General features: G+C 71.8%; 25 protein-coding genes and 1 pseudogene. 13 read left to right on the top strand and 13 right to left on the bottom strand.

All coding sequences use genetic code 11. The annotated features are described in order from the left end of the window. Nucleotides 1-147 precede the first annotated feature (147 nt). From ACIBEF_RS29130 to ACIBEF_RS29120, 3 genes are read right to left on the bottom strand one after another with little or no spacing between them, the layout of a single operon-like run. Nucleotides 148-1,005, bottom strand: a complete 858-nt coding sequence (locus ACIBEF_RS29130; RefSeq protein ID WP_357233369.1) for an ABC transporter permease — start codon at nt 1,003-1,005, stop codon at nt 148-150. Next, nucleotides 1,002-2,015, bottom strand: coding sequence for an ATP-binding cassette domain-containing protein (locus tag ACIBEF_RS29125; protein WP_396796488.1), 1,014 nt, complete (start codon nt 2,013-2,015; stop codon nt 1,002-1,004). The genes ACIBEF_RS29130 and ACIBEF_RS29125 overlap by 4 nt, the downstream gene beginning before the upstream one ends. 27 nt (nt 2,016-2,042) lie before the next feature. Further along, nucleotides 2,043-2,597 carry an NADPH-dependent FMN reductase gene (locus ACIBEF_RS29120; protein WP_396796486.1) on the bottom strand — a complete coding sequence of 185 codons (555 nt, stop codon included), beginning with the start codon at nt 2,595-2,597 and terminating at the stop codon, nt 2,043-2,045. Nucleotides 2,598-2,731: 134 nt separating this feature from the next. Between ACIBEF_RS29120 and ACIBEF_RS29115 the strand changes: the two genes are divergently transcribed. Beyond that, on the top strand, nt 2,732-3,247 hold the full coding sequence (locus ACIBEF_RS29115; RefSeq protein WP_396796485.1) for a GNAT family N-acetyltransferase: 516 nt from the start codon (nt 2,732-2,734) through the stop codon (nt 3,245-3,247). 27 nt (nt 3,248-3,274) lie between these two features. On the opposite strand, the gene ACIBEF_RS29110 is transcribed toward ACIBEF_RS29115, so the two are convergent. Together ACIBEF_RS29110 and ACIBEF_RS29105 are read right to left on the bottom strand one after the other, a co-directional pair. Beyond that, nucleotides 3,275-4,126, bottom strand: a complete 852-nt coding sequence (locus tag ACIBEF_RS29110) for an aldo/keto reductase (protein WP_396796484.1) — start codon at nt 4,124-4,126, stop codon at nt 3,275-3,277. Nucleotides 4,127-4,223: 97 nt separating this feature from the next. Next, nucleotides 4,224-5,189, bottom strand: a complete 966-nt coding sequence (locus tag ACIBEF_RS29105) for a LysR family transcriptional regulator (RefSeq protein WP_396796483.1) — start codon at nt 5,187-5,189, stop codon at nt 4,224-4,226. A 52-nt stretch (nt 5,190-5,241) separates the two neighbouring features. Here ACIBEF_RS29105 and ACIBEF_RS29100 point away from each other — a divergent pair, with 52 nt between their 5' ends. Together ACIBEF_RS29100 and ACIBEF_RS29095 are read left to right on the top strand one after the other, a co-directional pair. Next, entirely contained in the window at nt 5,242-6,153 is a 912-nt protein-coding gene (locus ACIBEF_RS29100; protein WP_396796481.1) for a serine hydrolase, read from the top strand. 154 nt (nt 6,154-6,307) lie between these two features. Further along, nucleotides 6,308-7,288, top strand: coding sequence for an MBL fold metallo-hydrolase (locus ACIBEF_RS29095; RefSeq protein WP_396796479.1), 981 nt, complete (start codon nt 6,308-6,310; stop codon nt 7,286-7,288). A gap of 40 nt (nt 7,289-7,328) precedes the next feature. Here ACIBEF_RS29095 and ACIBEF_RS29090 read toward each other — a convergent pair whose 3' ends face one another. Together ACIBEF_RS29090 and ACIBEF_RS29085 are read right to left on the bottom strand one after the other, a co-directional pair. Further along, nucleotides 7,329-7,868 (bottom strand): DUF1697 domain-containing protein, encoded by a 540-nt coding sequence (locus tag ACIBEF_RS29090; RefSeq protein WP_396796478.1) that lies wholly within the window; start codon nt 7,866-7,868, stop codon nt 7,329-7,331. Nucleotides 7,869-7,896: 28 nt separating this feature from the next. After that, a pseudogene (locus ACIBEF_RS29085) lies at nt 7,897-8,301 on the bottom strand (LuxR C-terminal-related transcriptional regulator); the annotation flags it as partial. Nucleotides 8,302-8,349: 48 nt separating this feature from the next. On the opposite strand from ACIBEF_RS29085, the gene ACIBEF_RS29080 reads away from it, so the two are divergent. Beyond that, entirely contained in the window at nt 8,350-9,384 is a 1,035-nt protein-coding gene (locus ACIBEF_RS29080) for a hypothetical protein (RefSeq protein WP_396796495.1), read from the top strand. A gap of 1 nt (nt 9,385) precedes the next feature. On the opposite strand, the gene ACIBEF_RS29075 is transcribed toward ACIBEF_RS29080, so the two are convergent. The 4 genes from ACIBEF_RS29075 to ACIBEF_RS29060 are packed head-to-tail and all read right to left on the bottom strand — an operon-like array spanning nt 9,386 to nt 12,424. Further along, nucleotides 9,386-9,949: an SOUL family heme-binding protein gene (locus ACIBEF_RS29075; RefSeq protein ID WP_396796477.1), complete on the bottom strand. Its 564-nt coding sequence runs from the start codon at nt 9,947-9,949 to the stop codon at nt 9,386-9,388. A gap of 32 nt (nt 9,950-9,981) precedes the next feature. Continuing rightward, nucleotides 9,982-10,731, bottom strand: coding sequence for a hypothetical protein (locus ACIBEF_RS29070; protein ID WP_396796476.1), 750 nt, complete (start codon nt 10,729-10,731; stop codon nt 9,982-9,984). Nucleotides 10,732-10,733: 2 nt separating this feature from the next. Further along, on the bottom strand, nt 10,734-11,531 hold the full coding sequence (locus ACIBEF_RS29065) for an ABC transporter permease (RefSeq protein WP_396796475.1): 798 nt from the start codon (nt 11,529-11,531) through the stop codon (nt 10,734-10,736). Further along, nucleotides 11,528-12,424 (bottom strand): ABC transporter ATP-binding protein, encoded by an 897-nt coding sequence (locus ACIBEF_RS29060; protein WP_396796474.1) that lies wholly within the window; start codon nt 12,422-12,424, stop codon nt 11,528-11,530. The genes ACIBEF_RS29065 and ACIBEF_RS29060 overlap by 4 nt, the downstream gene beginning before the upstream one ends. A gap of 132 nt (nt 12,425-12,556) precedes the next feature. On the opposite strand from ACIBEF_RS29060, the gene ACIBEF_RS29055 reads away from it, so the two are divergent. From ACIBEF_RS29055 to ACIBEF_RS29045, 3 genes are all read left to right on the top strand, one after another. Continuing rightward, the gene (locus ACIBEF_RS29055) at nt 12,557-13,810 is read left to right on the top strand and encodes a sensor histidine kinase (RefSeq protein ID WP_396796472.1); all 1,254 of its coding nucleotides are present in this window, start codon (nt 12,557-12,559) and stop codon (nt 13,808-13,810) included. Further along, complete coding sequence (locus ACIBEF_RS29050) at nt 13,789-14,529, top strand: response regulator (protein WP_396796494.1); 741 nt, start codon at nt 13,789-13,791, stop codon at nt 14,527-14,529. Before ACIBEF_RS29055 ends, ACIBEF_RS29050 begins: the two co-directional genes overlap by 22 nt. 202 nt (nt 14,530-14,731) lie before the next feature. After that, nucleotides 14,732-15,085, top strand: a complete 354-nt coding sequence (locus ACIBEF_RS29045; protein ID WP_355005471.1) for a hypothetical protein — start codon at nt 14,732-14,734, stop codon at nt 15,083-15,085. A 104-nt stretch (nt 15,086-15,189) separates the two neighbouring features. Here ACIBEF_RS29045 and ACIBEF_RS29040 read toward each other — a convergent pair whose 3' ends face one another. After that, nucleotides 15,190-15,969: a D-Ala-D-Ala carboxypeptidase family metallohydrolase gene (locus tag ACIBEF_RS29040; protein WP_396796471.1), complete on the bottom strand. Its 780-nt coding sequence runs from the start codon at nt 15,967-15,969 to the stop codon at nt 15,190-15,192. A gap of 304 nt (nt 15,970-16,273) precedes the next feature. Between ACIBEF_RS29040 and ACIBEF_RS29035 the strand changes: the two genes are divergently transcribed. The 3 genes from ACIBEF_RS29035 to ACIBEF_RS29025 all read left to right on the top strand — a co-directional run bounded on the left by ACIBEF_RS29035 (nt 16,274) and on the right by ACIBEF_RS29025 (nt 18,562). Next, nucleotides 16,274-16,912: a DUF6642 family protein gene (locus ACIBEF_RS29035; RefSeq protein ID WP_357194889.1), complete on the top strand. Its 639-nt coding sequence runs from the start codon at nt 16,274-16,276 to the stop codon at nt 16,910-16,912. 42 nt (nt 16,913-16,954) lie between these two features. After that, nucleotides 16,955-17,419 carry a PPOX class F420-dependent oxidoreductase gene (locus tag ACIBEF_RS29030; RefSeq protein ID WP_357194886.1) on the top strand — a complete coding sequence of 155 codons (465 nt, stop codon included), beginning with the start codon at nt 16,955-16,957 and terminating at the stop codon, nt 17,417-17,419. A gap of 81 nt (nt 17,420-17,500) precedes the next feature. After that, nucleotides 17,501-18,562: a hypothetical protein gene (locus ACIBEF_RS29025; RefSeq protein ID WP_396796469.1), complete on the top strand. Its 1,062-nt coding sequence runs from the start codon at nt 17,501-17,503 to the stop codon at nt 18,560-18,562. A 47-nt stretch (nt 18,563-18,609) separates the two neighbouring features. Here ACIBEF_RS29025 and ACIBEF_RS29020 read toward each other — a convergent pair whose 3' ends face one another. Next, nucleotides 18,610-19,842: a serine hydrolase domain-containing protein gene (locus ACIBEF_RS29020; RefSeq protein ID WP_396796468.1), complete on the bottom strand. Its 1,233-nt coding sequence runs from the start codon at nt 19,840-19,842 to the stop codon at nt 18,610-18,612. A gap of 96 nt (nt 19,843-19,938) precedes the next feature. On the opposite strand from ACIBEF_RS29020, the gene ACIBEF_RS29015 reads away from it, so the two are divergent. The 3 genes from ACIBEF_RS29015 (at nt 19,939) to ACIBEF_RS29005 (ending at nt 22,108) form a co-directional block, all read left to right on the top strand. Further along, a complete protein-coding gene (locus tag ACIBEF_RS29015; RefSeq protein ID WP_396796467.1) occupies nt 19,939-20,532 on the top strand; it encodes a pentapeptide repeat-containing protein in 594 nt (197 codons plus the stop codon). A 198-nt stretch (nt 20,533-20,730) separates the two neighbouring features. After that, nucleotides 20,731-21,663 carry a hypothetical protein gene (locus ACIBEF_RS29010; protein WP_396796465.1) on the top strand — a complete coding sequence of 311 codons (933 nt, stop codon included), beginning with the start codon at nt 20,731-20,733 and terminating at the stop codon, nt 21,661-21,663. 115 nt (nt 21,664-21,778) lie between these two features. Beyond that, a complete protein-coding gene (locus ACIBEF_RS29005; protein WP_030331319.1) occupies nt 21,779-22,108 on the top strand; it encodes a hypothetical protein in 330 nt (109 codons plus the stop codon). Nucleotides 22,109-22,146: the final 38 nt, after the last annotated feature.

Raw genomic sequence — 22,146 nt, 5'->3', positions numbered from 1 at the left:
CCCCAACCCTCCGCGATCTTGCACTTTCGGTCGCCGGTTCAGGTGGATTCGTCACCCTTGTCGGGACAGAAAGTGCAAGATCGCGGGGGCGGGGGCGGGGGCGGGGGCGCGGGCGGGGGTGGGGGGTGGGGTGGGGGTGGGGTGGGGTTAGCGGCGGTTGTACTTGTACATGGTTAGGGTGCCGAAGACCAGGACGAAGCCGGCGCTCCACAGCAGCAGCCACATCGTCGCCGACGGGTCCGAGTCGCCGCTCATCGCTCCCCGGATCGCGGCCACCAGCTGCGTCACCGGGTTGACCTTCACGAACGCCTGGAGCCAGCCGGGCATGGTGCTCGGCTCGACGAAGACGTTGCTCAGGAACGTCAGCGGGAACAGCACCATCATGCTGACCCCCATCACCGACTTCTCGCTGCGCAGGATCAGCCCGAAGAACGTCCACACCCAGGAGAACGCGAACGAGAAGACCACCAGCAGCCCGATCCCGGTGACAGCCCCGACCACTCCGCCCTCGGGGCGGAACCCGAGCACCAGCCCGAGACTCAGGATCACCACGGCGGCGAGGATGTAGCGCAGCACGTCGCCGAAGATCATGCCGACCAGGGCGGCCGGACGCCAGATGGGCAGCGTGCGGAACCTGTCGAAGATGCCCTTCTCGATGTCGGTGTTGAGGCCGACACCGGTGTACATGGTGATCATGACGACGCTGGTCACCATGATGCCGGGCAGGAAGAACTGCAGGTAGTCACGCGGGCTGCCGGCGAGGGCGCCACCGAACAGGTACGTGAACATCAGCACCATGATGATCGGGAACGCGGTCACGTCGAAGAGTTGCTCCGGCACGTGCTTGATCTTCAGCATGGCCCGCCAGCCGAAGGTGAGCGACGCGCTCAGCGCGCTCGGCCGGGGCGGTCGGGAACCGGGCGCGAGCACAGTGGCCAGCGCCTCGGCGGACGGGACGTAGACGGTCGGCGCCCGTTCGGTGGTGGTGGTCGTGGTGTCGCTCATCGGGCTGCCTCCAGCTCGTCGTCGCGCTCGTCGGTCGGCACGGCGGGGTGGTCGGTCAGGGCCAGGAAGACCTCGTCCAGGCTCGGCTGGCCGAGGGAGAAGTTGTCGACCACGATGCCGGCGCGGGCCAGGTCGCCGAGCACCCGAGCGGCCTGGGAGCTGGCGTCGAGGTCGGTGCCGGCCTCGCCGACGCGGGCGGTCAACGCCACCGGGTCGGCGGCGAGTTGCACCGGCACGTCGAGCGCCTCCCGGAGCACCCGCTCCGCCTCGGGGCGCTGAGCGGGGTCGCGCAGTCGCAGGTGGACGGTGCCCGAGCCGATCGACGACTTCAGCTCACCCGGGGTGCCCTCCGCGATCACCCGGCCGTTGTCGACGACAGCGATCCGCCCGGCGAGCTGGTCGGCCTCGTCGAGGTACTGGGTGGTCAGCAGCACCGTCGTGCCGTGCGACACCACCGCTCTGATGATCTCCCACACCTGGTTGCGGCTGCGCGGGTCGAGGCCGGTCGTCGGCTCGTCGAGGAAGAGCAGATCCGGGGTGTTCAGGATGCTGGCGGCGATGTCGATGCGTCGCCGCATCCCGCCCGAGTACTTCTTCACCTGGCGGTCGCTCGCCTCGGTCAGCCCGAACGCGGCCAGCAGGGCCGCGGCGCGGTCCCGAGCGGCCGGCTTGCGCAGGCCGAGCAGGCGAGCCAGGAGCACCAGGTTCTCCGTACCCGTCAGGTCCTCGTCGACGGAGGCGTACTGGCCGGTGAGGCTGACCCGGGAACGGACCTTGTCGGCCTCGGTGACCACGTCGTGCCCGAAGACCCGGGCCGAGCCGCCGTCGGGTCGCAGCAGGGTGGCGAGCACCCGGACCGCCGTGGTCTTGCCCGCGCCGTTCGGGCCGAGCAGACCGTAGACGGTGCCGGCGGGCACCTGGAGGTCGATGCCGGCCAGCGCCCGGGTGTCCCCGAACGAACGGGTGAGCCCCTCTGCCTCGATGGCCGGACCGGTGGTGCGTCTACTCATGATCCTTACCTTTCGTGTCGGACGTGTTCAGGAGACGTAGGGTCGAGCTGCCCGGCCCTCGCGCAGGGCCAGACCCCACCAGCGCAGCTGGTCGAGCAGGACGCCGACGTCGCGTCGCAGCTCGTCGGTGCACCGGGCGGTCGGCTCGCCGGCGAGCAGGTCGATTCCGACGACGTCGCGCACCGTCATCGCGTGCAGTGCGGTGAAGACGGTACGTAACTGGTCGACCGCGTGCAGGCCGGTGGACCGACAGCCGTACGACACGAAGCCGACCGCTTTGGCCTGCCACTCGTCGTACGCGTAGTCGATGGCTTGTTTCAAGGGTGCCGGGAAGCTGTGGTTGTACTCGGGGGTGACCACGACGAACGCGTCCGCCCGGCCCACCTCGCTGACGAACGCCCGGATGGACGCGGTCGGCTCGGCGGGGTAGGTGGCCGGGAAGTCGTACTCGGTCAGGTCAACGACCGTCACCGTCAGGTCGTCGTGCCGCGCGGCCTGCTCGACGAACCAGTGCGCCAGCCGGTCGCCGACCCGCCCCTCCCGGGTGCTGCCGACGATCACGGCGATCCGCAACGGTGCCATGGCCCACCCCCCTTCCACAGTGAAGGCGCGAGGTGACGACAGACGCCCGCTAGATCCGATCTAGCGGGCCGTGGTTCGGGGGCGAAATGTCGGTGGGATCGGCTTGACTGGGGGTCGACGATCGGGGGAGCGCAATGGCACAGGTACGCATCGAGCCGTGGCACGAGGACGACCTCGACCTGCTGCGGCAGCTCAACTCACCGGAGACCCGCAAGCACACCGGCGGCCCGGAGACCGACGAGCAGGTGCTCGCCCGGCACGACAGGTACGTGCACTTCTCGGGCGCCGAGCAGGGCTGCATGTTCACGCTGGTGCTGGCCGACGGGGTGCGGGCGGGCAGCGTCGGCTACTGGGCCCGCGAGTGGCGCGACCAGCCGGTGTACGAGCTGGGCTGGGCGGTGCTGCCCGCGTACCGGGGGCAGGGGCTGGCCACGGCGGCGGTGCGCGCGGTGCTGGACGTGGCCCGCGCCCGACGGGACCGGCACTACGCCCACGCCTACCCCTCGGTCGACAATCCCGCCTCGAACGCGGTGTGCCGCAAGGCCGGCTTCACGCTGCTCGGCGAGACCGGTTTCGAATACCCGCCGGGGCGGATGATGCGGGTCAACGACTGGCAGCTCGACCTGACCGCCCCACCGACAGTGAGCTGAGGTCGGCGGGGCGGCCGGCGGTTCGGGTCAGTTGGGCAGGTAGGCGAAGGTGTCCGGGTTCGGGCCCTGCCGGCCGGCCTCGCCCTTGTCCAGCGCGGTGATCCGCTCCATCGCCGCGTCGTCCAGCTCGAAGTCGAAGATCCGGGTGTTCTCCTCGATCCGCTTCGGGGTGGTCGACTTCGGGAAGATGATGTCGCCGCGCTGCACGTGCCAGCGGAGCACCACCTGCGCCGGGGACCGGTCGAGCTGCCCGGCGATGTCGACCACCGTCGGGTCGTCGAGCACCTTGCCCTGGGCGATGGGCGACCACGCCTCGGTGAGGATGTTGTGCGCGCGACCGTAGGCACGGACCTCGTCGTTGGTGAAGTACGGGTGCGCCTCGATCTGGTTGACCGCCGGCACGACGCTCGCCTCGGCGGCCAGCCGCTCCAGGTGCGACACCTGGAAGTTCGACACGCCGATCGAGCGGGCCCGACCGTCGCGCTGGAACTCCTCCAGCACCTTCCAGGTCGACACGTAGTCGCCGTCGTACAGGGTCGGCAACGGCCAGTGGATCAGGAACAGGTCGATGTAGTCCATCTTCAGCGCCGCGAGGGTCGAGTCGAACGCCTTGCGGGCGTCGTCGGGGCGGTGGAAGGCGTTGTTGAGCTTGCTGGTCACGTAGACCGAGCCCCGGTCGAGGCCGGACATCCGTACCGCCTCGCCGACCTCGGCCTCGTTGCCGTACATCTCAGCGGTGTCGATGTGCCGGTAGCCCACCTCGAGGGCGGTGGTCACCGCCGAGGCGGTGTCCTTCGGCTCGATCTGGAACACCCCGAAGCCGAGCTGCGGAATGGTGGTGCCGTCGTTCAGGCTGATGTCGGGAATCGTGATTGCCACTGCGGCTCCTTCGCGTCTTCGTTACCTGTCATCCATACCCGGGCGGGTGGACGATCCACCGTCCAACCGGAGGTGACGAACGCAACGGCGGACCGGATCACCCGGTCGTGTCGAACAGCACCGGCCACGGTCGTGCCGCCGGCACCGACGTCACGGGCGGCGCGGGCACCGTGGGCTCGGCGTCGGCCAGCACCTCCGCGGCGAGTTGGCCGAACATCGCCGCCGCCGGGTGCGCCGACCGGTCCGGCCAGGCCGCCGAGGTGCGCTTGGCCAGCGGCGCGTCGGTGATCGGCCGCCAGGCCATCCGGGGTTCCCGGCGGGCCACAGCCGCCGGTTCCACTGCCACCCCGCCGCCGGCCAGCACCAGCCCGCAGAGGAACTCCGGGTTGCGGGCCGGGCGCACCCGGTCCGGGCGCCAACCGTGCTGCCGGCACACGGACAGCAGGTGGTCGTGCCAGCCGGGGGCGGTGGCGCGGGGAGCGGCCACCAGATCAAGACCGGCCAGCGACGCGAGCGTCACCTCGCGGCCGCGGGCCAGCGGCGAGGTGCGCGGGAGCAGCACCCCCAGGGGTACGTCGACAGGGGCGCCGAAGCGCAGCCCGTCCGCCGCCACCGGGTGGTGGACGAGCCCCACGTCCAGGGTCCGCTCGGTGAGCATCCGCACCTGCTCGGCGGTGGTCAGCTCGTGCAGTTCCACGTCCAGGCCGGGCGCCCGGGTGGCGAGCCCGTCCAGCAGCGAGCGCAACGTCACGGCGGGCGTCTCCGGCGGCACCCCGGCCCGGAGTACGCCCAGTTCACCGGCGCGGATCTGCCCCATCAGGCTGCGGAGTCGACCCTCGCCGGCGAGCAGTTCCTCCGCCTCGCCGAGCAGCAGCTCACCGGCGGTGGTGAGGCGCACCTGGCGGCGGGACCTGTCGAACAGCTCGACGGTCAGCTCCCGTTCCAGCCGCTGGATCGACTGGCTCAGCGGCGGCTGGGCCATCCCGAGCTGTTCGGCGGCCCGGCCGAAGTGCAGTTCGTGTGCGACCACCACGAAGTGCCGCAAATGCCGGAGCAGATCCACGGCCGGGACCCTACGCCAGCGCCACCGGGGCGGCACTGGTTACCGTGCTGGCGTGGACGTGGAGGAACGCATCGGGGCCATCTTCGCCGCAGTCGGGGTGACGGCCAGCCTGCACGTCGTGGACCTGGACGCCGTCGACCTGGACGCCGTCGAGGGCGGCGGTCTTCGGGAGGTCGGGGTGCGGGCCGACGAGCAGGTGGTGATCGCCTCGATCTTCAAGATCCTGCTGGTGCTGGAGTTCGCCCGGCAGGTCGAGGCCGGTCAGCTGGACCCGACCGAGCGGGTGCTGGTCACCGCCGCCGACCGGCTCGGTGGGTGGGGTCTGGCCGGCTGCGACGACGACGCCGAGGTGTCGCTGCGCGACCTCGCGTACTTCGCCATGTCGGTCACCGACAACACGGCCGCCGACCTGCTGCTGCGCCGGGTCGGCCCGGACCTGCTGCCGATGCTCGCCGTCGAGCTGGGGCTGACCCGTACCCGCGTCCTCGGTGGCCCTCGGGAACTCGTCGAGATGATGCTCGCCGACGTGGGCGCCCGGACCGAGGCGGAGTTCGCCCGGATCTTCCCCACGCTGCCGGCGGACCGGGTGCGGGCGATGCGGGTCTTCGACCCCGCGCACACCACGTCCAGCACCGCCCGGGAGATCACCCGGCTGCTCACGCTGATCTGGCGGGACGAGGCCGGGCCGGCGGCGGCCTGCGCGATGGTCCGCACCTGGATGGCCCGGCAGATCTTCTGGACCCGGCTGGCCGCCGGTTTCCCGCCCGGCGTCCGGGTCTCCGGAAAGACCGGCACCCTGCCCGGGTTCCACCTGGAGGCCGGGGTCGCCGAATACCCCGACGGTGGCCGGTACGCCATCGCCGTCTTCGCCCGCGCCGAACAGTTGACCCCGCGCCGCATCGACGTGGACCTGGCGATGGGGGAGGCCGCCCGCACTGCCGTCGAGGCGCTGCGCGGCGACTGATTTCGCGACCCGCCGAGCGCCGCCGTACCCCTGCTGAGCAGCACCGATATCCGGGGGCGTATCGAAGTCGACGGCCCTTGATCTTGGACCACGGCCGGGTGCCGCTGGTTGGCTCGTGGTCGACACATCACCCGACCACGGGGAGTACATCCGCATGCCCAGTCTCGACCGCCGACGCTTCCTGCGCGACGCCGCCGCCACCACCGCCCTGGTCTCCGCCGGTGGCCTCGCCGCCGGCGTCGCCACCCCGGCCCGGGCCGCGCCCTCGACCGCCGCAGCCCCCGGGCCGACCGCTCGCCGCAAGGGCGCGGTCAGCTTTCGCTGGTGGGGTACTGCCGGCTGGCGCGTCGACATCGGCGACCGCACCGTCCTCGTCGACCCGTTCCTCAGCCGGATCGACACCGGGCTGTTCACCGGGGCGTTCAAGACCGACACCGCGTTGACGGTGCGCACCGACGTGATCGACCCGCGGGTCGACCGGGCCACGACGGTGCTCGTCACGCACACCCACTGGGACCACTTCATGGACGTGCCGTACATCGCCAAGCGCACCGGGGCGCGGGTGTTCGGCACGCTGACCGCGTACCACCTGGGGTTGGCCTACGACGTGCCGTCGACGCAGCTCAGCGCCGTGAAGGGTGGGGAGGTGCTGGACTTCGGCGACCACAGCGTCGAGGTGGTCGGCTCGCTGCACAGCCGCAACCCGTCGTACTCGGTGGCCTTTCCCGGGGTTCGGGTGAGCCCGCCGCCGCAGCCGGCCACCATCGCCGACCTGCCGGAGGGCGACACGCTGGGCTACCTGCTGCGGGTCGACGGCGGACCGTCGGTCTACTTCACCGGGGCCAGTGACGTCGCCGAGCGGAACCTCACCGGCCTCGCGCCCGACGTGGCGATGGTCGCCATGCAGAACGCCACCACCACCGGCGACTACCTGCCGCGGCTGCTGGCCGGGCTGGACTACCCGAAGGTCGTGGTGCCGGTGCACTACGACAACTTCGAGACGGCGTTGCAGAACCCGCCGCCGGTCGCCCCGACCGACCGCACCCGGCTCAACGAGATGATCGCGGCGGTGCGTCGGATCTCGCCGCGCAGCCGGGTGCTGGTGCCCGAGTACGAGACCGCGTACCACTTCTGAGCAGCGTCGGTGGGGGTCGCCGAGCCGCGGCCCCACCCGGTCAGGAGGCGGCCATCTCCGCCAGGGCCCGCACCGACTTCCAGTTGCGGGAGGTGGACACCACGCCGAGCTTCTTCTCCAGGTACGCGTTCGTGAACTTCGAGCGCCCGTAACCGCCGTCGACGTAGTGCAGGAACACCTCACGGCCGGTCACCGTGAACGACACGTTCTCGCCACCAGGCACGGCCAGGGCATCCGCTGTGGACTTCTCCGGTGCGGTGGCGAGGAAGGCCACCAGCAGCCGTGTCGGGTCGTCCTCCCGGTCGGCGTACGGGTTGCCGCCGGCGATCGCCGCCAACTCCCGGGCGCTGCGCACCAGCACCGGCACCGTCAACGCCAGCTCGTCGGTCAGCGCCCGCGCGATGCCGGCGGCCAGCTTCTCCGCGTCGCGCACCGAGCTGCCGAAGGCGACATTGCCGCTCTGCAGGTACGTCTCGACGTCCTCGTGCCCGAGGTCGGTGACGATCCGGCGCAGGTCGGCCATCGCCAGCCGGGTGCTGCCGACGTTCACCCCGCGCAGCAGTGCGACGTAACGGGTCATGGCTCCTCCTCGGGTGTGGACGACCGGCTCAGCGTAGGCCGCCCGGCCCCACCAGGCCCGTCTCGTACGCGACGATGACCAGTTGCGCCCGGTCGCGTACCGCCAGTTTGGTCAGCAGCCGCCCGACGTGCGTCTTGACGGTGGCCTGGCTGAGGTTGAGGTGCGCGGCCAACTCCGCGTTGGACAGGCCCCGGGCGATCAGCGCGAGGACCTCCCGTTCCCGATCGGTCACCCCGTCGAGCTGGCGGGGCAGCGGCCGGGTGGGCTCCGGCTGCCGGGCGAACTCGTCGATCAGCCGGCGGGTCACCGTCGGCGCGAGCAGTCCCTCCCCGGCGGCGACCACCCGGATCCCGGTCAGCAGGTCCGCCGGTGGGGTGTCCTTGAGCAGGAACCCGCTGGCCCCGGCGCGCAGCGCCCCGTAGACGTACTCGTCGGATGACAGCGCCCCCCGCGCGGACGATGGGCCAGCTACCGTCGATGGATGCGATTCGCGCGCCCGGTCGGGCTGCTCCTCTCCGCCGCCGCCGTCGCGCTCTGGGCGTACGGCATGACCACGTGGCAGCCGCTGACCGAGCCGCTCGGCCCGTGGTCGGAGCACCTGCCGGGCAACAACGCCTACTGGGCGCGCGACCTGCGCTTCATGGCGATCATGGCGGTGCCGCTCGGGTTGGTGCTGGCCGGGCGGGGGCAGATGCGGTGGAGCGGCCCGGCCGTGGTGCTGGGCGGCTGCTGGATCGCGGCCGACGTGGCTGTCGACCGGGCCGACCTGATCGGCGTCGACGCGACCGTGCGCCTCGCCGTCGCCGGCTACGCCGTGCTCGGCGTGGTCGCGGCGCTGCTGCTCTGGTGGGAGCGCGCCGTGCCGCCATTGTGGGAGCCCGATACGCAGTCGGCACGGGAGCGCGGCGCGACTCCGGCCACCGACCGGCGGGTGCTGACCGGCGCGGCCTGCGTGGCCGGGGTCCTGACGCTGGTGGCGGCCGGAATCGAGTCACCGACCGACCGGGAGCCGGAACTGCACCAGGGTGCGCTGGCCACGGCGGCGCTGCTGGTGGCCCTGGCCGTCGGTGCCGCGTTGGCTGCGGCTCCGGCGCGGACCCGGGTTCGCGTCGGGCTGGCGGCCGGCCTCACAGTGGTGGCCCTGCTCGGCGTCGGGTGGGTCCGTGCCACAGCGACCGGCACACGCCTCCTGCCGGAGGCCGCTCTGGGGGCGGTGCTGCTCACCGGAGTCACACTGCTGGCCTGGGACTGGCCGGGCGGTCGGCCGATCTGGCGGCACCATGCCCTGGCCGCGCTCATCGCGCTCGTGGGTCCGGTGGTGTTCCTGGTGGCCACGGCCATCCCCATGATGATCCTGATGCCGATCGGCGCGGCGTTCACCGCGCTGGCCGGCAACAGCCCGATCAACGCCGCCGACTCCGATCTACTGGTCTCCCTGGTCGGGCTGCTCGCCGGGTTGGGAATGGCGGTGCTGCTGGCGCGGCCGAGCGTCGAGGACCGTCGGCAGCTCCGCTGACTCACTCGACGACCGGCAGCACCACCTCGTTGCGGCGCAGGAACCACGGCTTCCACGGCGGGTCGAAGCGCGCGTACCGGATGGCACCTGTCGGTTGCAGCCCGGCCGCGGTCACCGACCGGCCGAGCATGGTGGCCCGCTGGCTGAACGCCTGCTCCGTCCACCGCCCGGAGAACCGCATCGCCGCCGCCAGCCGCGCCGGAACCTCGCGGATCCGCACCCGGGCGTCCACCGGCTCGGGCACTGTGGCGGCGGTGAAGCTGGCCGGCATGACGAACTGGATCAGGTACGCGCCCGGCCACTCACCCTCGATCTGCACGACCGGCACGGTCATGGCGATCTTCTCCGAGCCGCTGGCCGCCGCGAACGCCGGCGCGGCGGAGCCGATCGGGTGCCGGGCCCGATTGGCGCCACCGATGTACGCGGCCAGCGGTCGGAACGCCTCGATCGGCGCCCGGGTGAACGACGCCTGGATCTGCATCTCGGCCACCAGGTGGGCGGGGTACCGACGCAGCTCGAAACCGGGGTGTCGGGACACCACCCGGTACGGCTGCTGTTCGGTCATCGCGCGGCTCCCAGGGTCTGCTGGGACAGACGCTACCGCCCGTCCGGCTCCCGCTCGGCCGAAGTCGGCCGCTCCGGCCCGGGAGCGAGTGCCCTGGTGGTCAACCGCCAGTACTGCCGCTTGCCCTCGTCGCGCAGCACCACCCCGATCTGCCCCAGCTCGCGGCGCAACTCCCGGGCGTCGTCGCGGCGGTCCCGCTCAACGGCCCGACCCCGGGCCCGCAGCAGCGCGTCCGCGCCGGCCGGTAACCCGGGCAGGTCCGGAACCCACAGCCGGTACGCCGACCGGTGCGGGTCGTCGTCCGCCCAGCCCCAGCCGTGCTCTCGGAACGCCGCCGCCAGTTGGGCCGCCGGCAGGTCCGTCGACTCCCGGACGAGTTCCGCGCCGTCGGCGTCCAGCATCACCAGGTGCTTGTCGGCGAGGAAGACCACCCGGGTGTCGCCCCGGGCGATGGTCCGGTTCTCATCGGAGCGGCGCAGCTGGACCTGCGCCCCGTCGACGGTGACGATCAACCGTTCTGCGGTGCCGATCCCGGCGATGACCAGGCCGGCCAGGACACCCACCCCGATGGTGCCGGCGGTGGCCTGCGGCTCGGGCAGCCGGTCCAACCACTCGATGAGGTCGCCGAACGGCACCCACGGCAGCCGGGCGAGCCAGCCCGTCGCCGCCGCGAGGAGCCACCCGGCGCCCGCGCCGAGCAGCGGAAAGCCACCCCACAGGACCGCCAGTTCCAGCGGGCCGCCGCTGACCACGGTGCGCGGACGGTAGCTGGCCATCTCCATGGTCAGGACACCTCGCGGCGCAGGGTCCGGAACAGGCCGGCGGCCAGCGGGAGGACCATCCAGACCAGCAGGGAGACCGCTACCCGCCCCCACTGCCCGCCGGTGACGGCGTCGCTGCTGAACAACGGTTCCATGGTCTTGCTGGTGTCCAGCCATTCGGACGGACCGCGCAGCGGCTTGACCATCTCGCCGAGCACCCCCCACAGGGTGGGCAGCAGGAGGTAGCCGACGATCGCCAGCGGCGGGTTGAGCAGCAGCAGACCGAAGGCGGCGCCCATCAACACGCTGGTGACCTGGAGGATCCCCGCGTTGAGGAACAGCGACCAGTCGAACTGCCAGGTGCCCGCCCCGCCGGTGGCGGATGCCACCAGCGTGCCGACGGCGGCGACGGCGAGACTGGCCAGCACCGAGGCAAGCGCGGTCAGCGACACGGCGATCAGCTTCGCGGCGACCACCCGCTCCCGGCGGGGCACCAGGGCGTACGTGGTGAGGGCGGTGCGCTGCGACCACTCACTGGTGATCGACAGGATGCCCAGCACCGGCAGCAGCACCGACACCGGCAGCAGCGAGGGGACGAAGAAGTTGAGGAAGGTCTGGTCGGCGTCCTTCGCGTAGATCAGTTGCAGGGTGACGATCGCGGCGGTAACCAGGCCGATGGTGATCAGCAGCCAGCGGCCGGCCCGGGTGTCGACGAGCTTGCGCACCTCGACGGCGCTGAGACGGAGCAGCGACGGTCGGCGTACCGGGGAGTGCTGCCGGGGCGCGACGGCGCCGGCGGCGGGCGCGGTGGTGGTGGTCATCGAACGGCCTCCTTGGTCGATTCGCCGGCGGTCAGGGTGAGGAAGAGCTGTTCGAGGCCGCCGCCGCTGGCGGGTCGCAGCTCGGCCAGCGCGACGCCGGCATCGGCCGCGGCCTGGCCGACCGCCTCGGCGTCGGCCTGCACGAGCAGGCCTTCCGAGCTGTCGGCGGCGCTCAGGTTGGCCGCCTCCAGCGCCCGACGCAGCGCCGCGTCGTCGCGGGCGCGAACCACGGTGCCTCCCCCGGCCAGCAGCTCGTTCTTGTCGCCCTGGGCCACGATCCGGCCGCCCCCGATCACCACCAGCCGGTCCGCGACCGCCTCCACCTCGCGCAGCAGGTGGGAGGAGAGCAGCACGGTGCCGCCCCGGTCGGCGAAGTCACGCAGCAGCCCGCGCATCCAGAAGATCCCCTCCGGGTCCAGGCCGTTGGCCGGCTCGTCGAGGATCAACACCCGGGGGTCGCCGAGCAGCGCGTGGGCCAGCCCCAGCCGTTGGCGCATGCCCAACGAGCACGCCCGTACCCGACGCTTCGCGGCCACCGCGTTCAACCCGACCAGGTCGAGCTTCGCGGCGACCTCGCGCCGGTCCAGACCCATCGTGTACGCGGACAGCGTCAACGCCTCGCGGCCGGTGCGCCCGGCGTGCTGGGCGGAGGCGTCCAGCAGGACCCCGACCTCCCGCCCCGGGTTGGGCAGTTCCCGGTACGGGTGTCCGGAGACGGTGGCGCGGCCGGCGGTCGGCGTGGTCAGCCCGCAGATCATGCGCATGGTGGTCGACTTGCCGGCCCCGTTGGGTCCGAGGAAGCCGGTGACGGTGCCAGGCTCGCACTGGAACGACACGTCGTCCACGGCCGGGTGCGGCCCGTACCGCTTGGTCAGGTTCTCCACGGTGATCATGCGGTTGAGCCTGCCCGCGCCGCCCGGCCATCCGCTGCGGCCACCGGTCGGTGTCGTCTCGACCTTGGTCGATCATCGGATCTCGACTTTGGTAGCTGGTCGTGTCGCCCGTCGGCTGCCTAGCATGGCGTCGTGACCAGCATCGCCGTCCCGGAGCACCCCTGGCTGCTGCCAGGGGAGCTGGTGGTGCCGGCTGAGCGTGGGCGGACGCGTCCGCGCCGAACCACCCGGGACTGGATCGTGGACAGCCTCGCGTTCCTGATCTCCGTGGTCTGGGTGTTGTTCGCCACCGCCGACGCGCTGTCGCCCGACCCGGCGATCACGACCCCGCTGCCGCACGACTGGATGACCGGCGCGGATGCGCTGATCGGGCTGGTCTGCTGCGGGCTCCTCTGGTGCCGCCGCCGATGGCCGCTCGGGCTGATGGTGGCCACGACGCCGCTAACCCTGTTCTCGATGGCGTCAGCGGTCCCGCTGTTGATCTTCTACTTCACTGTGGTGGTGCACCGGCGGACCGCCATTGCGATCGCGGTCACCGGTGCCGGCCTCGTCACCAACATGGTCTTCAGTTGGCTGCGCCCGGACCCGAACATGTCGTACTGGCTCACCGCGTCCTGGGGAGTGGTGCTCAGCTTCGCGGTGCTGGCCTGGGGGATGTTCGTCCGGGCCCGGCGGCAGTTGATCGTGTCGTTGCGGGAGCGGGCCGAGCGGGCCGAGGCGGAGCAGCAACTGCGGGTCACCCAGGCCCGCCACCTCGAACGCACCCGGATCGCCCGGGAGATGCACGACGTGCTGGCCCACCGGATCTCGCTGCTCAGCCTGCACGCGGGTGCGCTGGAGTTCCGCCCGGACGCGCCGCCCGAGGAGGTGGCGCGGGCCGCCGGGGTGATCCGGGGCAGCGCACACGCCGCCCTCCAGGACCTGCGCGAGGTGATCGGGGTGCTGCGCGCCGAGGACGACGGTGCCGGCGACGCCCCCGAGCCGCCGCAGCCCACCCTCGCCGATCTGCCGGCGCTGATCGCCGAGTCGCGGTCGGCCGGGGTGCGGGTCAACGTCAGCGACAGCGTCGCCAGCCCGGGGGAGGTGCCGGCGGCGCTGGGTCGGGCCGCGTACCGGATCGTGCAGGAGGGGCTGACCAACGCCCGCAAGCACGCGGCCGGCGCGGCCGTCACCGTCGACGTGGCTGGCGGGCCGGGCGCAGGACTGACAGTGGCGATCGGCAACCGGTGGCCGGTCGGTTCACCGGCCGGCGGCACCCTGCCGGGTGCCGGCACCGGCCTGGTCGGCATCAGCGAACGGGTCACCCTGGCCGGTGGGCGGCTCGCCTACGGTCGGGACGACAGCGGTGACTTCCGGCTGGCCGCCTGGCTGCCGTGGTCGGCGTGACGAGCCCCGCCGGACCGCCGGACGCGACCGGGCCGGCCGGAGCGGCTGCGCCGCCGGTACGCGTGCTGATCGTGGACGACGACGCGTTGGTCCGGGCCGGGCTCTCGATGATCCTCGGCGGTCTGCCGGACCTGGCCGTGGTCGGCGAGGCGGCCGACGGTGGCGAGGTGCCGGCGGCCGTCGCCGCGTACGCCCCGGACGTGGTGCTGATGGACATCCGGATGCCGCGGGTCGACGGGCTGACCGCCACCGAGGCGCTGCGTGCCCAACCGCACCCGCCGGAGGTGCTGGTGCTGACCACCTTCGACGCCGACGAACAGGTGCTGCGGGCGCTCCTCGCCGGGGCGGCCGGTTTCCTGCTCAAGGACACCCCGCCGGCGGAGATCGTGCGCGCCGTACGCCGGGTCGCGGCGGGCGAGGCGACGCTCTCACCGACGGTGACCCGGACGTTGATCGCCCACGTGACCGCCGCCGCACCCGGCCCGGTCGGCCCGGACCCGCGCCGCGAACGGGCGCTGCGGCTCCTCGCCGGCCTCAGCGAGCGGGAGCGGCAGGTGGCGGTCGCGCTCGGGCGGGGCCACACCAACGCGGAGATCGCGGGGGAGCTGTTCATGAGCGTGGCGACGGTGAAGGCCTACGTCTCCCGGCTGCTGACCCGACTGGAGCTGAACAACCGGGTCCAGGTGGCCCTGCTCGTACACGACGCCGGCCTCGTCTGACGGCCGGTCCGCGCCGGCCTGTCGGCGGAGGATCTGCTTACCGTGTACCGGAATTGAACTTTCGTCCGGTGTCCGCCGTACCTATGGCCGAGGATGTCGGTGCGGTAGGTCCGCCGTACCGCTGCCGAACTGCGGGAGGCCTGCCGTGCGAGTTGGTGAGCAGTCGACGGATCCCATCGATCAGATACTGGGTGAGGTGCCGATGCCGGCACCACTGACCCCGGAGGATGTCCGGCTCGCGGTCCGGGCGGTGGTCGTGCACACCGCCGAGGAGTGGCCCACCGGGCCGCTGTGCCGCAACGACGGCGCTTCCTACCCGTGCCGGCTGCACCGCTGGGGGCGTCGGGTGTTGGAGACACACGGGCTCAACGAGCGGCAGATCGAAGCGTTGATCCGGCATGGCAATCCGTTCGTGCACGTGCCGTTTCCGTTCACGGCGACCGGGCCGTCGCGGCAACAGGCCGCGCGGGCCGTCCCCCAGGGGGTACGGCCCACCGCTACCGGCCGGCCGGTGACTCCCCCCGTCACCGCGCCGCGCTGGCCCCGGGCGAGCTGAACGCGCTGTCCCCCTCCGCCCACACGACCCGGGGCGACACGACGTCGGTCCGGCGCGGAGATTCCCCCCTCCGCGTCGGACCGACGTCGCTCTGAGCGGTCGACTCAGTTGCCGACCCCGCAGTCCGGGGCGGACCAACTCGTCGTGTTCGAGCTGTCGTCGCTGTTGTTCTCCCGGCGTGAGTCGACGTGCACGTGATCGTCGTGGTCGGGGTAGCCGGGCCCGTAGATCCCACTGAAGCCGTTGTTGCGGGCACCGCGGGCGACCTGGCACAGCGAGGACGTCCGTGAGGTCACGTCGGCCGCGTTGCCGTACAGGTGTTGGCTGTCGGACGCGCCGCCGACCTGGTTGTTGCAGGCGCGACTGCGGAAGCCACTCGACACGTGGAGCGGCTTGTCGCCGAGGCTCTTGCGCAGCGCCTCCAGCTTCCACATGGTGCGCAGCGCGTTCTGCTTGGTCTGGTTCGCCGACAGCGGGCCGCCGCTCCACCCGCTCCCGCCGCACCCGTTGTCCAACTCGCCGTAGGTGAAGTGCGCGGGCGTGCAGTCGTTGTCCTGGAGTTGGTAGAGCTTGGCGAAGGTCTGCGGGCCGGCGATGCCGTCGGCGCGCAGCCCGTACGCCTCCTGGAACCGCTTGACCGCGGCGGCGGTCTTCGGCCCGTAGCGGCCGTCGTTCTCCACGATGTCCCGGTAGCCGGCCCACCCGGCGACCCGGATCTGCAACTGGCGGACGTCATCGCCGGACCGCCCCTGGCTCAGGGTGCGGTTCCAGGTGTAACAGCCGTCCGCGTGCGCCGCCGGTGCGGCGACCACCGTGGCGATTGCGGCCCCTGGCAGTGCCAGGGCGAATGCGACGGCGACCCGCTTCAAGGTGTTTACGCGCACAGAAGTCCTCCCGATAGGAGAGCGAATGGGGTGGCTCCAGGACATCGACCGAGAAGTCCCGTGATTTCCACCCTCGCACTGATCAGTGCCGTTGGAGGTGGTTAACGAGAATTGTGCTCACAATCCGCTCTGGCTGGGTATTGCCTGGGAATTCGGTTGATTTGCGAAACAGCCATTTCCGGCCGATCACCCCTCCTGCGGCCAAGCGCACCGAACGTCGCAATCTGCCACACGCAGGGTGATGTTCCCGGGGTGATCGCGGCCGGTAACGTCAGCCCCGGGCGGCAGACTGGCGGAGGTGCACGTGGCACGCGGTGGCGTCTTCTGTGTCGAGGGTCAGTGGCACCGTGACCTCAACGAGCGGGGCTCGGTGCTGCCCACGCTCGAGCTGCTGGAGCGGCTGGGCAAGATCCGGTTCATCCACAAGGACGCGGCCACCCGCGACGAGCTGTTCTACTTCCTGGACCGTTGGCTGCTCAAGCAGTACGCCGACCACCGGGTCGGCTTCTTCGCCATGCACGGCGAGCCGAGCCGGCTCTGCCTCACCGACTGGCAGTCGGTGGAGTTGAACGAGGTGGCCGAGCTGATGGCCGGCCGCGCGGAGGGGCGGCGACTCTATTTCGGCAGCTGCTCGGTGCTGCGCGCCTCGGACGCGGTGCTACGCGAGTTCCTGGAGGTCACCGGAGCCGCCCTCATCTGCGGGTTCACCCGGGAAGTCGACTGGGTCGAATCGGCGGCTTTCGAAACCGTGCTCCTCGACGTGCTCGCCAACGGCCAGCGCCACAATGCCGCCGAGCTGCGGATGGGCTCCGCCCACTGGGCGCCGCTCGCGTCGTACCTCGGCTTTCGGGTGATCTACGCCAACGGTCGGGCCTGGCGTCCGTCCGGCCGTCCCCGGGTGCCCACCCAGGAGGCGCGCCGCGCCGCGGCCCGACCCCGCTGACCCGCCGCCGCCGCTGCGCCCGCACCCTGGTAGGAACGGGGGATGGCACGCAGCATCGCAAGGAACACCCGGGTCGACCGGGACGGCCTGCTCGACTTCCTCCGGCCGCGACACCGCGTCGTGCTGATGACCACCCGGGCGGACGGGCGACCGCAGTCCTCCCCGGTCTCCGCCGGAGTCGACGGGCAGGGGCGACTGGTCGTCTCCACCTACCCCGAGCGGGCCAAGGTGAGCAACCTCCGCCGTGACCCCCGGGTCTCGGCCTGCGTGCTCAGTGACGACTGGAACGGCCCCTGGGTGCAGATAGACGGCACCGCCGAGGTGCTCGACCTGCCCGAGGCGCTGGAGCCGCTCGTCGAATACTTCCGCAGCATCTCCGGTGAGCACCCGGACTGGGACGACTACCGGGCGGCGATGGTGCGTCAGGGCAAGTCGCTGATCCGGATCACCATCGACGCCTGGGGTCCGATCGCCACCGGTGGCTTCCCGGCCCGTCTCGCCGACTGACCCCTCGTTCGGTGGATCCACCCGCTGGTGCGCATCGACTACGGTGAGCCGAGCAAGATCCATTGACCCGAACGGGGACCCATGAACAAGCCTTCCGCCCCTCTCCGACTGCTCGCCTGGGCGGTGCCGGCCACCCTCGCGTTCGCCGTCGTCGCGCCGGCCCTGCCGGCTCAGGCCGCCCCGGCCAACACCCCGACCCCGGCCGTCGCCGGCCCTGTCGACAAGGACCTCAACGGCGACGGCGTACCCGACCTGGTGACCGTCGGCGGCACCACGACGGGCCTCGCCTCCGGCGTCTGGGCGGCGCGGGGTCGGGTCGACGCGACCACCGGCGTCGGCACCGGCCGCGTCAAGGTCCCGGCCGTGAACATCGGCGTCCACGGCACCGGGGTCACCGGCAACGACGACCCGGCCGCGGATTTCGACGGCGCCCAGGTGATCACCGGACGCTTCTTCGGCACCGCGAACCAGGACTTCCTGGCCTACTACCCGGGTGGCGTCAACGCCGGAGGCGGCAGCTTCATCGCGGGCGTCGGCGACGGCACGATGGCCAAGCCCAACGGTGGCAGCGCACAGGTCACCCTCATCCGTGAATACCTCGTCGACGATTACGACAACTCTCCGATCCAGCTCGTCAACGGGTACACGGCCGACGGCGTGGACAGCGGCATCGCGGACCTGCTGGGCATCGTCGGCGATGCGACGAACGGCTACCGCCTCACCTACTACCCGAACATCGGGGCACCCAGCCTCTACTTCCCTCGTCTGCCGCTGAACACCGCCACCCCGACCGGCGGTAGCGACTGGCAGAACTGGACCCTGGCCAGCACCGAGCTGGCCTCGGGCGCGGCGCTGGTGCTGCGCAACGCCACTACCGGTGACCTCTACCTCTGGCAGGGCGTCACCATGACCGACAACGGCGACGGGACCGGCGCGCTCGCCTACACGCAGTACCGGCTCGCCTCCGGGTGGAACACGGGCGTCGCGATCAGCAGCCTCACCGCCGCCGATCTGAACGCCGACGGCGTGGCGGACCTGTGGGCGGTCTTCCCGGACGGCACCGTTCGGGCGTACCTGATCTCGAACCTCTCGGCCACCAAGCCGGCGAAGATCCGGGCGATCCAGGCGCAGCAGCTCCGCTGACCTGCGGTGTGGGGTCCGTCAGCCGCAGGCGACGGACCCCGCACCGGTCAGTCGACCAGGGCGGCGTACACGAGCTGGCGCAGCTGGGAGCGGAGCGGGTAGGTGCTCGACGGCATCAGCTGCGTGAACAGCAGCGCGGTGATCTCCTCGGCCGGGTCGACCCAGAACGCGGTGCTGGCCACCCCACCCCAGTAGTACTCGCCGACGCTGCTGGGCACCCGGCTGGGGACCGGGTCGTCGACCACCGCGAAGCCGAGACCGAAGCCGATCCCGTCCAGTGTGGTCTCCGCGAAGCCGCCGGTGCTCAGGGTGCCCAGGTCCTGACCGCCGGGCAGGTGGTTGCGGGTCATGAAGCGCACCGTGCGCGGCCCGAGCAGCCGGACGCCGTCAAGCTCGCCGCCGCGCAGCAGCAACTGCGTGAACCGGTGGTAGTCGGCGGCGCTGGAGATCAGGCCGCCACCGCCGGAGAGCAGCGCCGGCTTGCTGAACGCGAGCGACCCCAGGCTGTCGTAGCGGACGGCCCGACCGCTGCGCGGTTCCGGTACGTAGAGCGCGGCCAGCCGGTCGGCCTCGTCGCCCTCCACCCACCAGCGGGTGTCGGTCATGCCCAGTGGGCCGAAGATCCGGTCGGCGAAGAACGCGTCGAGGCTCTGCCCGGAGATCACCTCGACGAGTCGGCCGAGCACGTCGGTGGCGACGGAGTAGCCCCACGCCGAGCCGGGCTGGAACAGCAGCGGCAGCTCGCCGAAGGCCGCGCAGGCACTGGCCAGGTCGACGTCGGCAGGCGGGTACAGGTCGTAGCCGGCGGCCCGGTAGAGCCCGTCGACCACCGAGGTCTGCATGAAGCCGTACGTCAGGCCGGCCGTGTGGGTGAGCAGGTGCCAGACCCGGATCGGCTCGAGAGCCGGCACCGTGAACGGCTTGAGCGCCGACCCCTTGGAGTAGACCCGTAGGTCGGCGAACTCGGGGAGCCAGCGGCTGATCTCGTCGGTCAGCTCGAACCGGCCCTCCTCCCACAGCATCATCGCCGCGACCGAGGTGACCGGCTTGGTCATCGAGTAGATCCGCCACAGGGTGTCGGCTTCGACCGGTGCGCCCGACTCGCGGTCGCGCAGCCCGTACGTCGAGGAGTGCGCCACCTCGCCGCGCCGGGTGACCACCACCTGCCAGCCGGCCAGCCGGCCGTCGTCGACGTACCGGCCGAAGTGCTCGTCGATCCGCGCCAGCCGCGCCCTGTCGAAACCGATCTGATCCGGGTCCTTGCTCCGAGCCACACTCACGCCGCCGAACCTACTCGCCGGTACACCGGCGCGGGAAGGGGGCCGGCACCGGCCCGCCGGCGGTCGGCTGTCGGCGGCGCCCACTAGCCTGGCCGGATGCCGGAGTTGACCGAGGACGTGACGTTCCGCAACGAGGACTGGTACGGCGAGGAGCTGACCGACCGGCACTTCGTGGGTTGCGAGTTCTTCGGGGTGGACCTGACCGAGGCGGTGAGCAGGGGTGCGGTCTTCACTGGGTGCACGTTCGGCAACGTGGCGTTCAACGCCTCCCGACATGTCGACTCCGCCTTCACCCGTTGCGTGTTCCGGCGGTGCAACTTCTTCGAGGCCGAGTTCACCGGCTGCAAGCTGGTCGGCAGCACCTTCAACGAGTGCGATCTGCGTCCCTTGACGGTGGACGGCGGTGACTGGTCCTTCGTCGCGTTGCCCGGCGCCGACCTGCGTGGCGTCCGGCTGACCGGGGTGCGCATGCGCGAGGCGGACCTCACCAGGGCCAACCTCACCGGTGCTACGGTCACCGGTGTCGATCTTTCCGGGGCGCAGTTGACGAACGTCCGGCTCGGTGGCGCCGACCTGCGGGGCAGCGATCTCACCGCGCTGGACCCGACGGTCGTCGAACGGGCCGGCGCCGTGATCGATGTCGAGCAGGCAGTGGTCGTCGCGCAACTGCTCGGCTTCCGGATCGGCTGACCCGGAAAGGGCCTCTGGTCTGCCCCGGGTGCCCGTCCGGGCGGCCGGGTTGTCCGGCAGCGTCCCATTGTGGGCTGGACACGTCCGGCAGTCCGGATCTAGCGTGTCGTCCACGCCCGGGTAAACGTGAAACTGCCCACAGTGGTTGGTGTGGTCCTCGGCGGTCCAGACGGCCGGGCGGCGGAGTTGGAGGGGTCGGTGGCGGACGAAGACCGCACGCGGGCTGGTTCGAGGGCTGGCGACACGCCGTCGAGGCACCGTCCGCGTGCCATTACCGCCGGGAAGACCCGCAGTGTGTTGCGCCGCGCCCGACAGCGGCGGCGCTGGGCGGTGGAGGGGACGGCCGTACTCGTCTGCCTGGTGGTGTTGATCTCGTATCTCGCCACCCGGTCCGGTCCGGCGCCGGACGACGGCCAGGCACGTCAGGGCGGCGTTTCCGCCCGTTCCCCTGGTTTCCCGGCCGCCGAGGGGCGCACCGGCGAGGCGGGGCCGGCGACGCCCGGCCTGCGTCCGCGCCAGCGCCCACCCTCACCGGACCCGACGCCGTCGGCCAGCGCGCCCGCACCGCCACCGCCGAAGCCCGGTGCGCCGCCACTGACGGTGAGCCGGGGCGAGATGCCCGCCATCGTCGACCTCACCGCCGTGGGCACCCGGGACTGGGTGCACTGGGGGGAGCGCGGCGGCAGGTCGACGAACCGCAAGCGTTCCGGCTCCGGCGAGATCATCGACGGGGGTGGCCCGGGCCGGCGGGTCGGTTGGGACGGCAACCAGGAGTACGTGCGCTGGGCCGACGGCACGCCGGAGCGGTCGACGGATGGCAGCTCCAACGGCGTCTACGCCTGCGGTGCCGGGAACGGGTTCAACCTCGCCGTCGCCGGCAGTGGTGAGCCGCGCACGGTCCAGCTCTACGGTGGCACCTGGATGGCTCGGGGGCGACTGGAAGCGCGGCTGTCCACCGGCGGGCCCGCCAGCATCGCCCGACTGGAAGACCCGTACACCAGTCAGAGCGCCCAGTTCACGATCCGCTTCACTCTGCCGAAGGGTGCCCGCCTGCTGTTGAACTGGACCGTCGAGAAGGTCTTCACGCAGCACTGCGGCAACGTCGGCCTCCAGGCCGTGACGGTGCGTTGACTGACTGACTGATCGCTGTGCGGTCGGCCAGCGGGACAGTTTGTCCGTCGCGGACTGTCGAACGCGTCGTAACTTTCTGCTGTCCCCATCTCACGATCCAGTGTGGAGGCAGCCGATGAGCAGCAGCACCGCCCACCGCGTCCGTCGTGCCGCTTCGTCCGGCACCGGTGAAGCGTCCGGGGAGGTTCTTCGCGACATCCCCCTGCCGCCGTACGTGACGGGCGAGGACACCCAGTTCGCCGTACGGGCGGTGGTGGTGCACGCCCCCCGACGGTGGTCCGGGGGCGTCGTCTGCCGCAATGACGCCAGCCCGCACCCGTGCCGCCTGCACCGCTGGGGCACCCGGGTGCTGGCGCTGCGCGGGCTGCGGGCCGCCGAGATCGCCGCGCTCATCGAACGCGGTGACCCGACGGCGGTGGTCCCCCCACCCGACCGTCCGGCCTGAGCCCTCGCCGGGCCGGGAGGCGCGTCCCCGCCTCCCGG

It is taken from the genome of Micromonospora sp. NPDC050795, from assembly GCF_044456785.1.
In the GTDB taxonomy this organism is placed as follows: domain Bacteria; phylum Actinomycetota; class Actinomycetes; order Mycobacteriales; family Micromonosporaceae; genus Micromonospora.
Note: the sequence above shows the minus strand (reverse complement) of the source record. Positions and strands in the feature narration are given on the sequence as shown.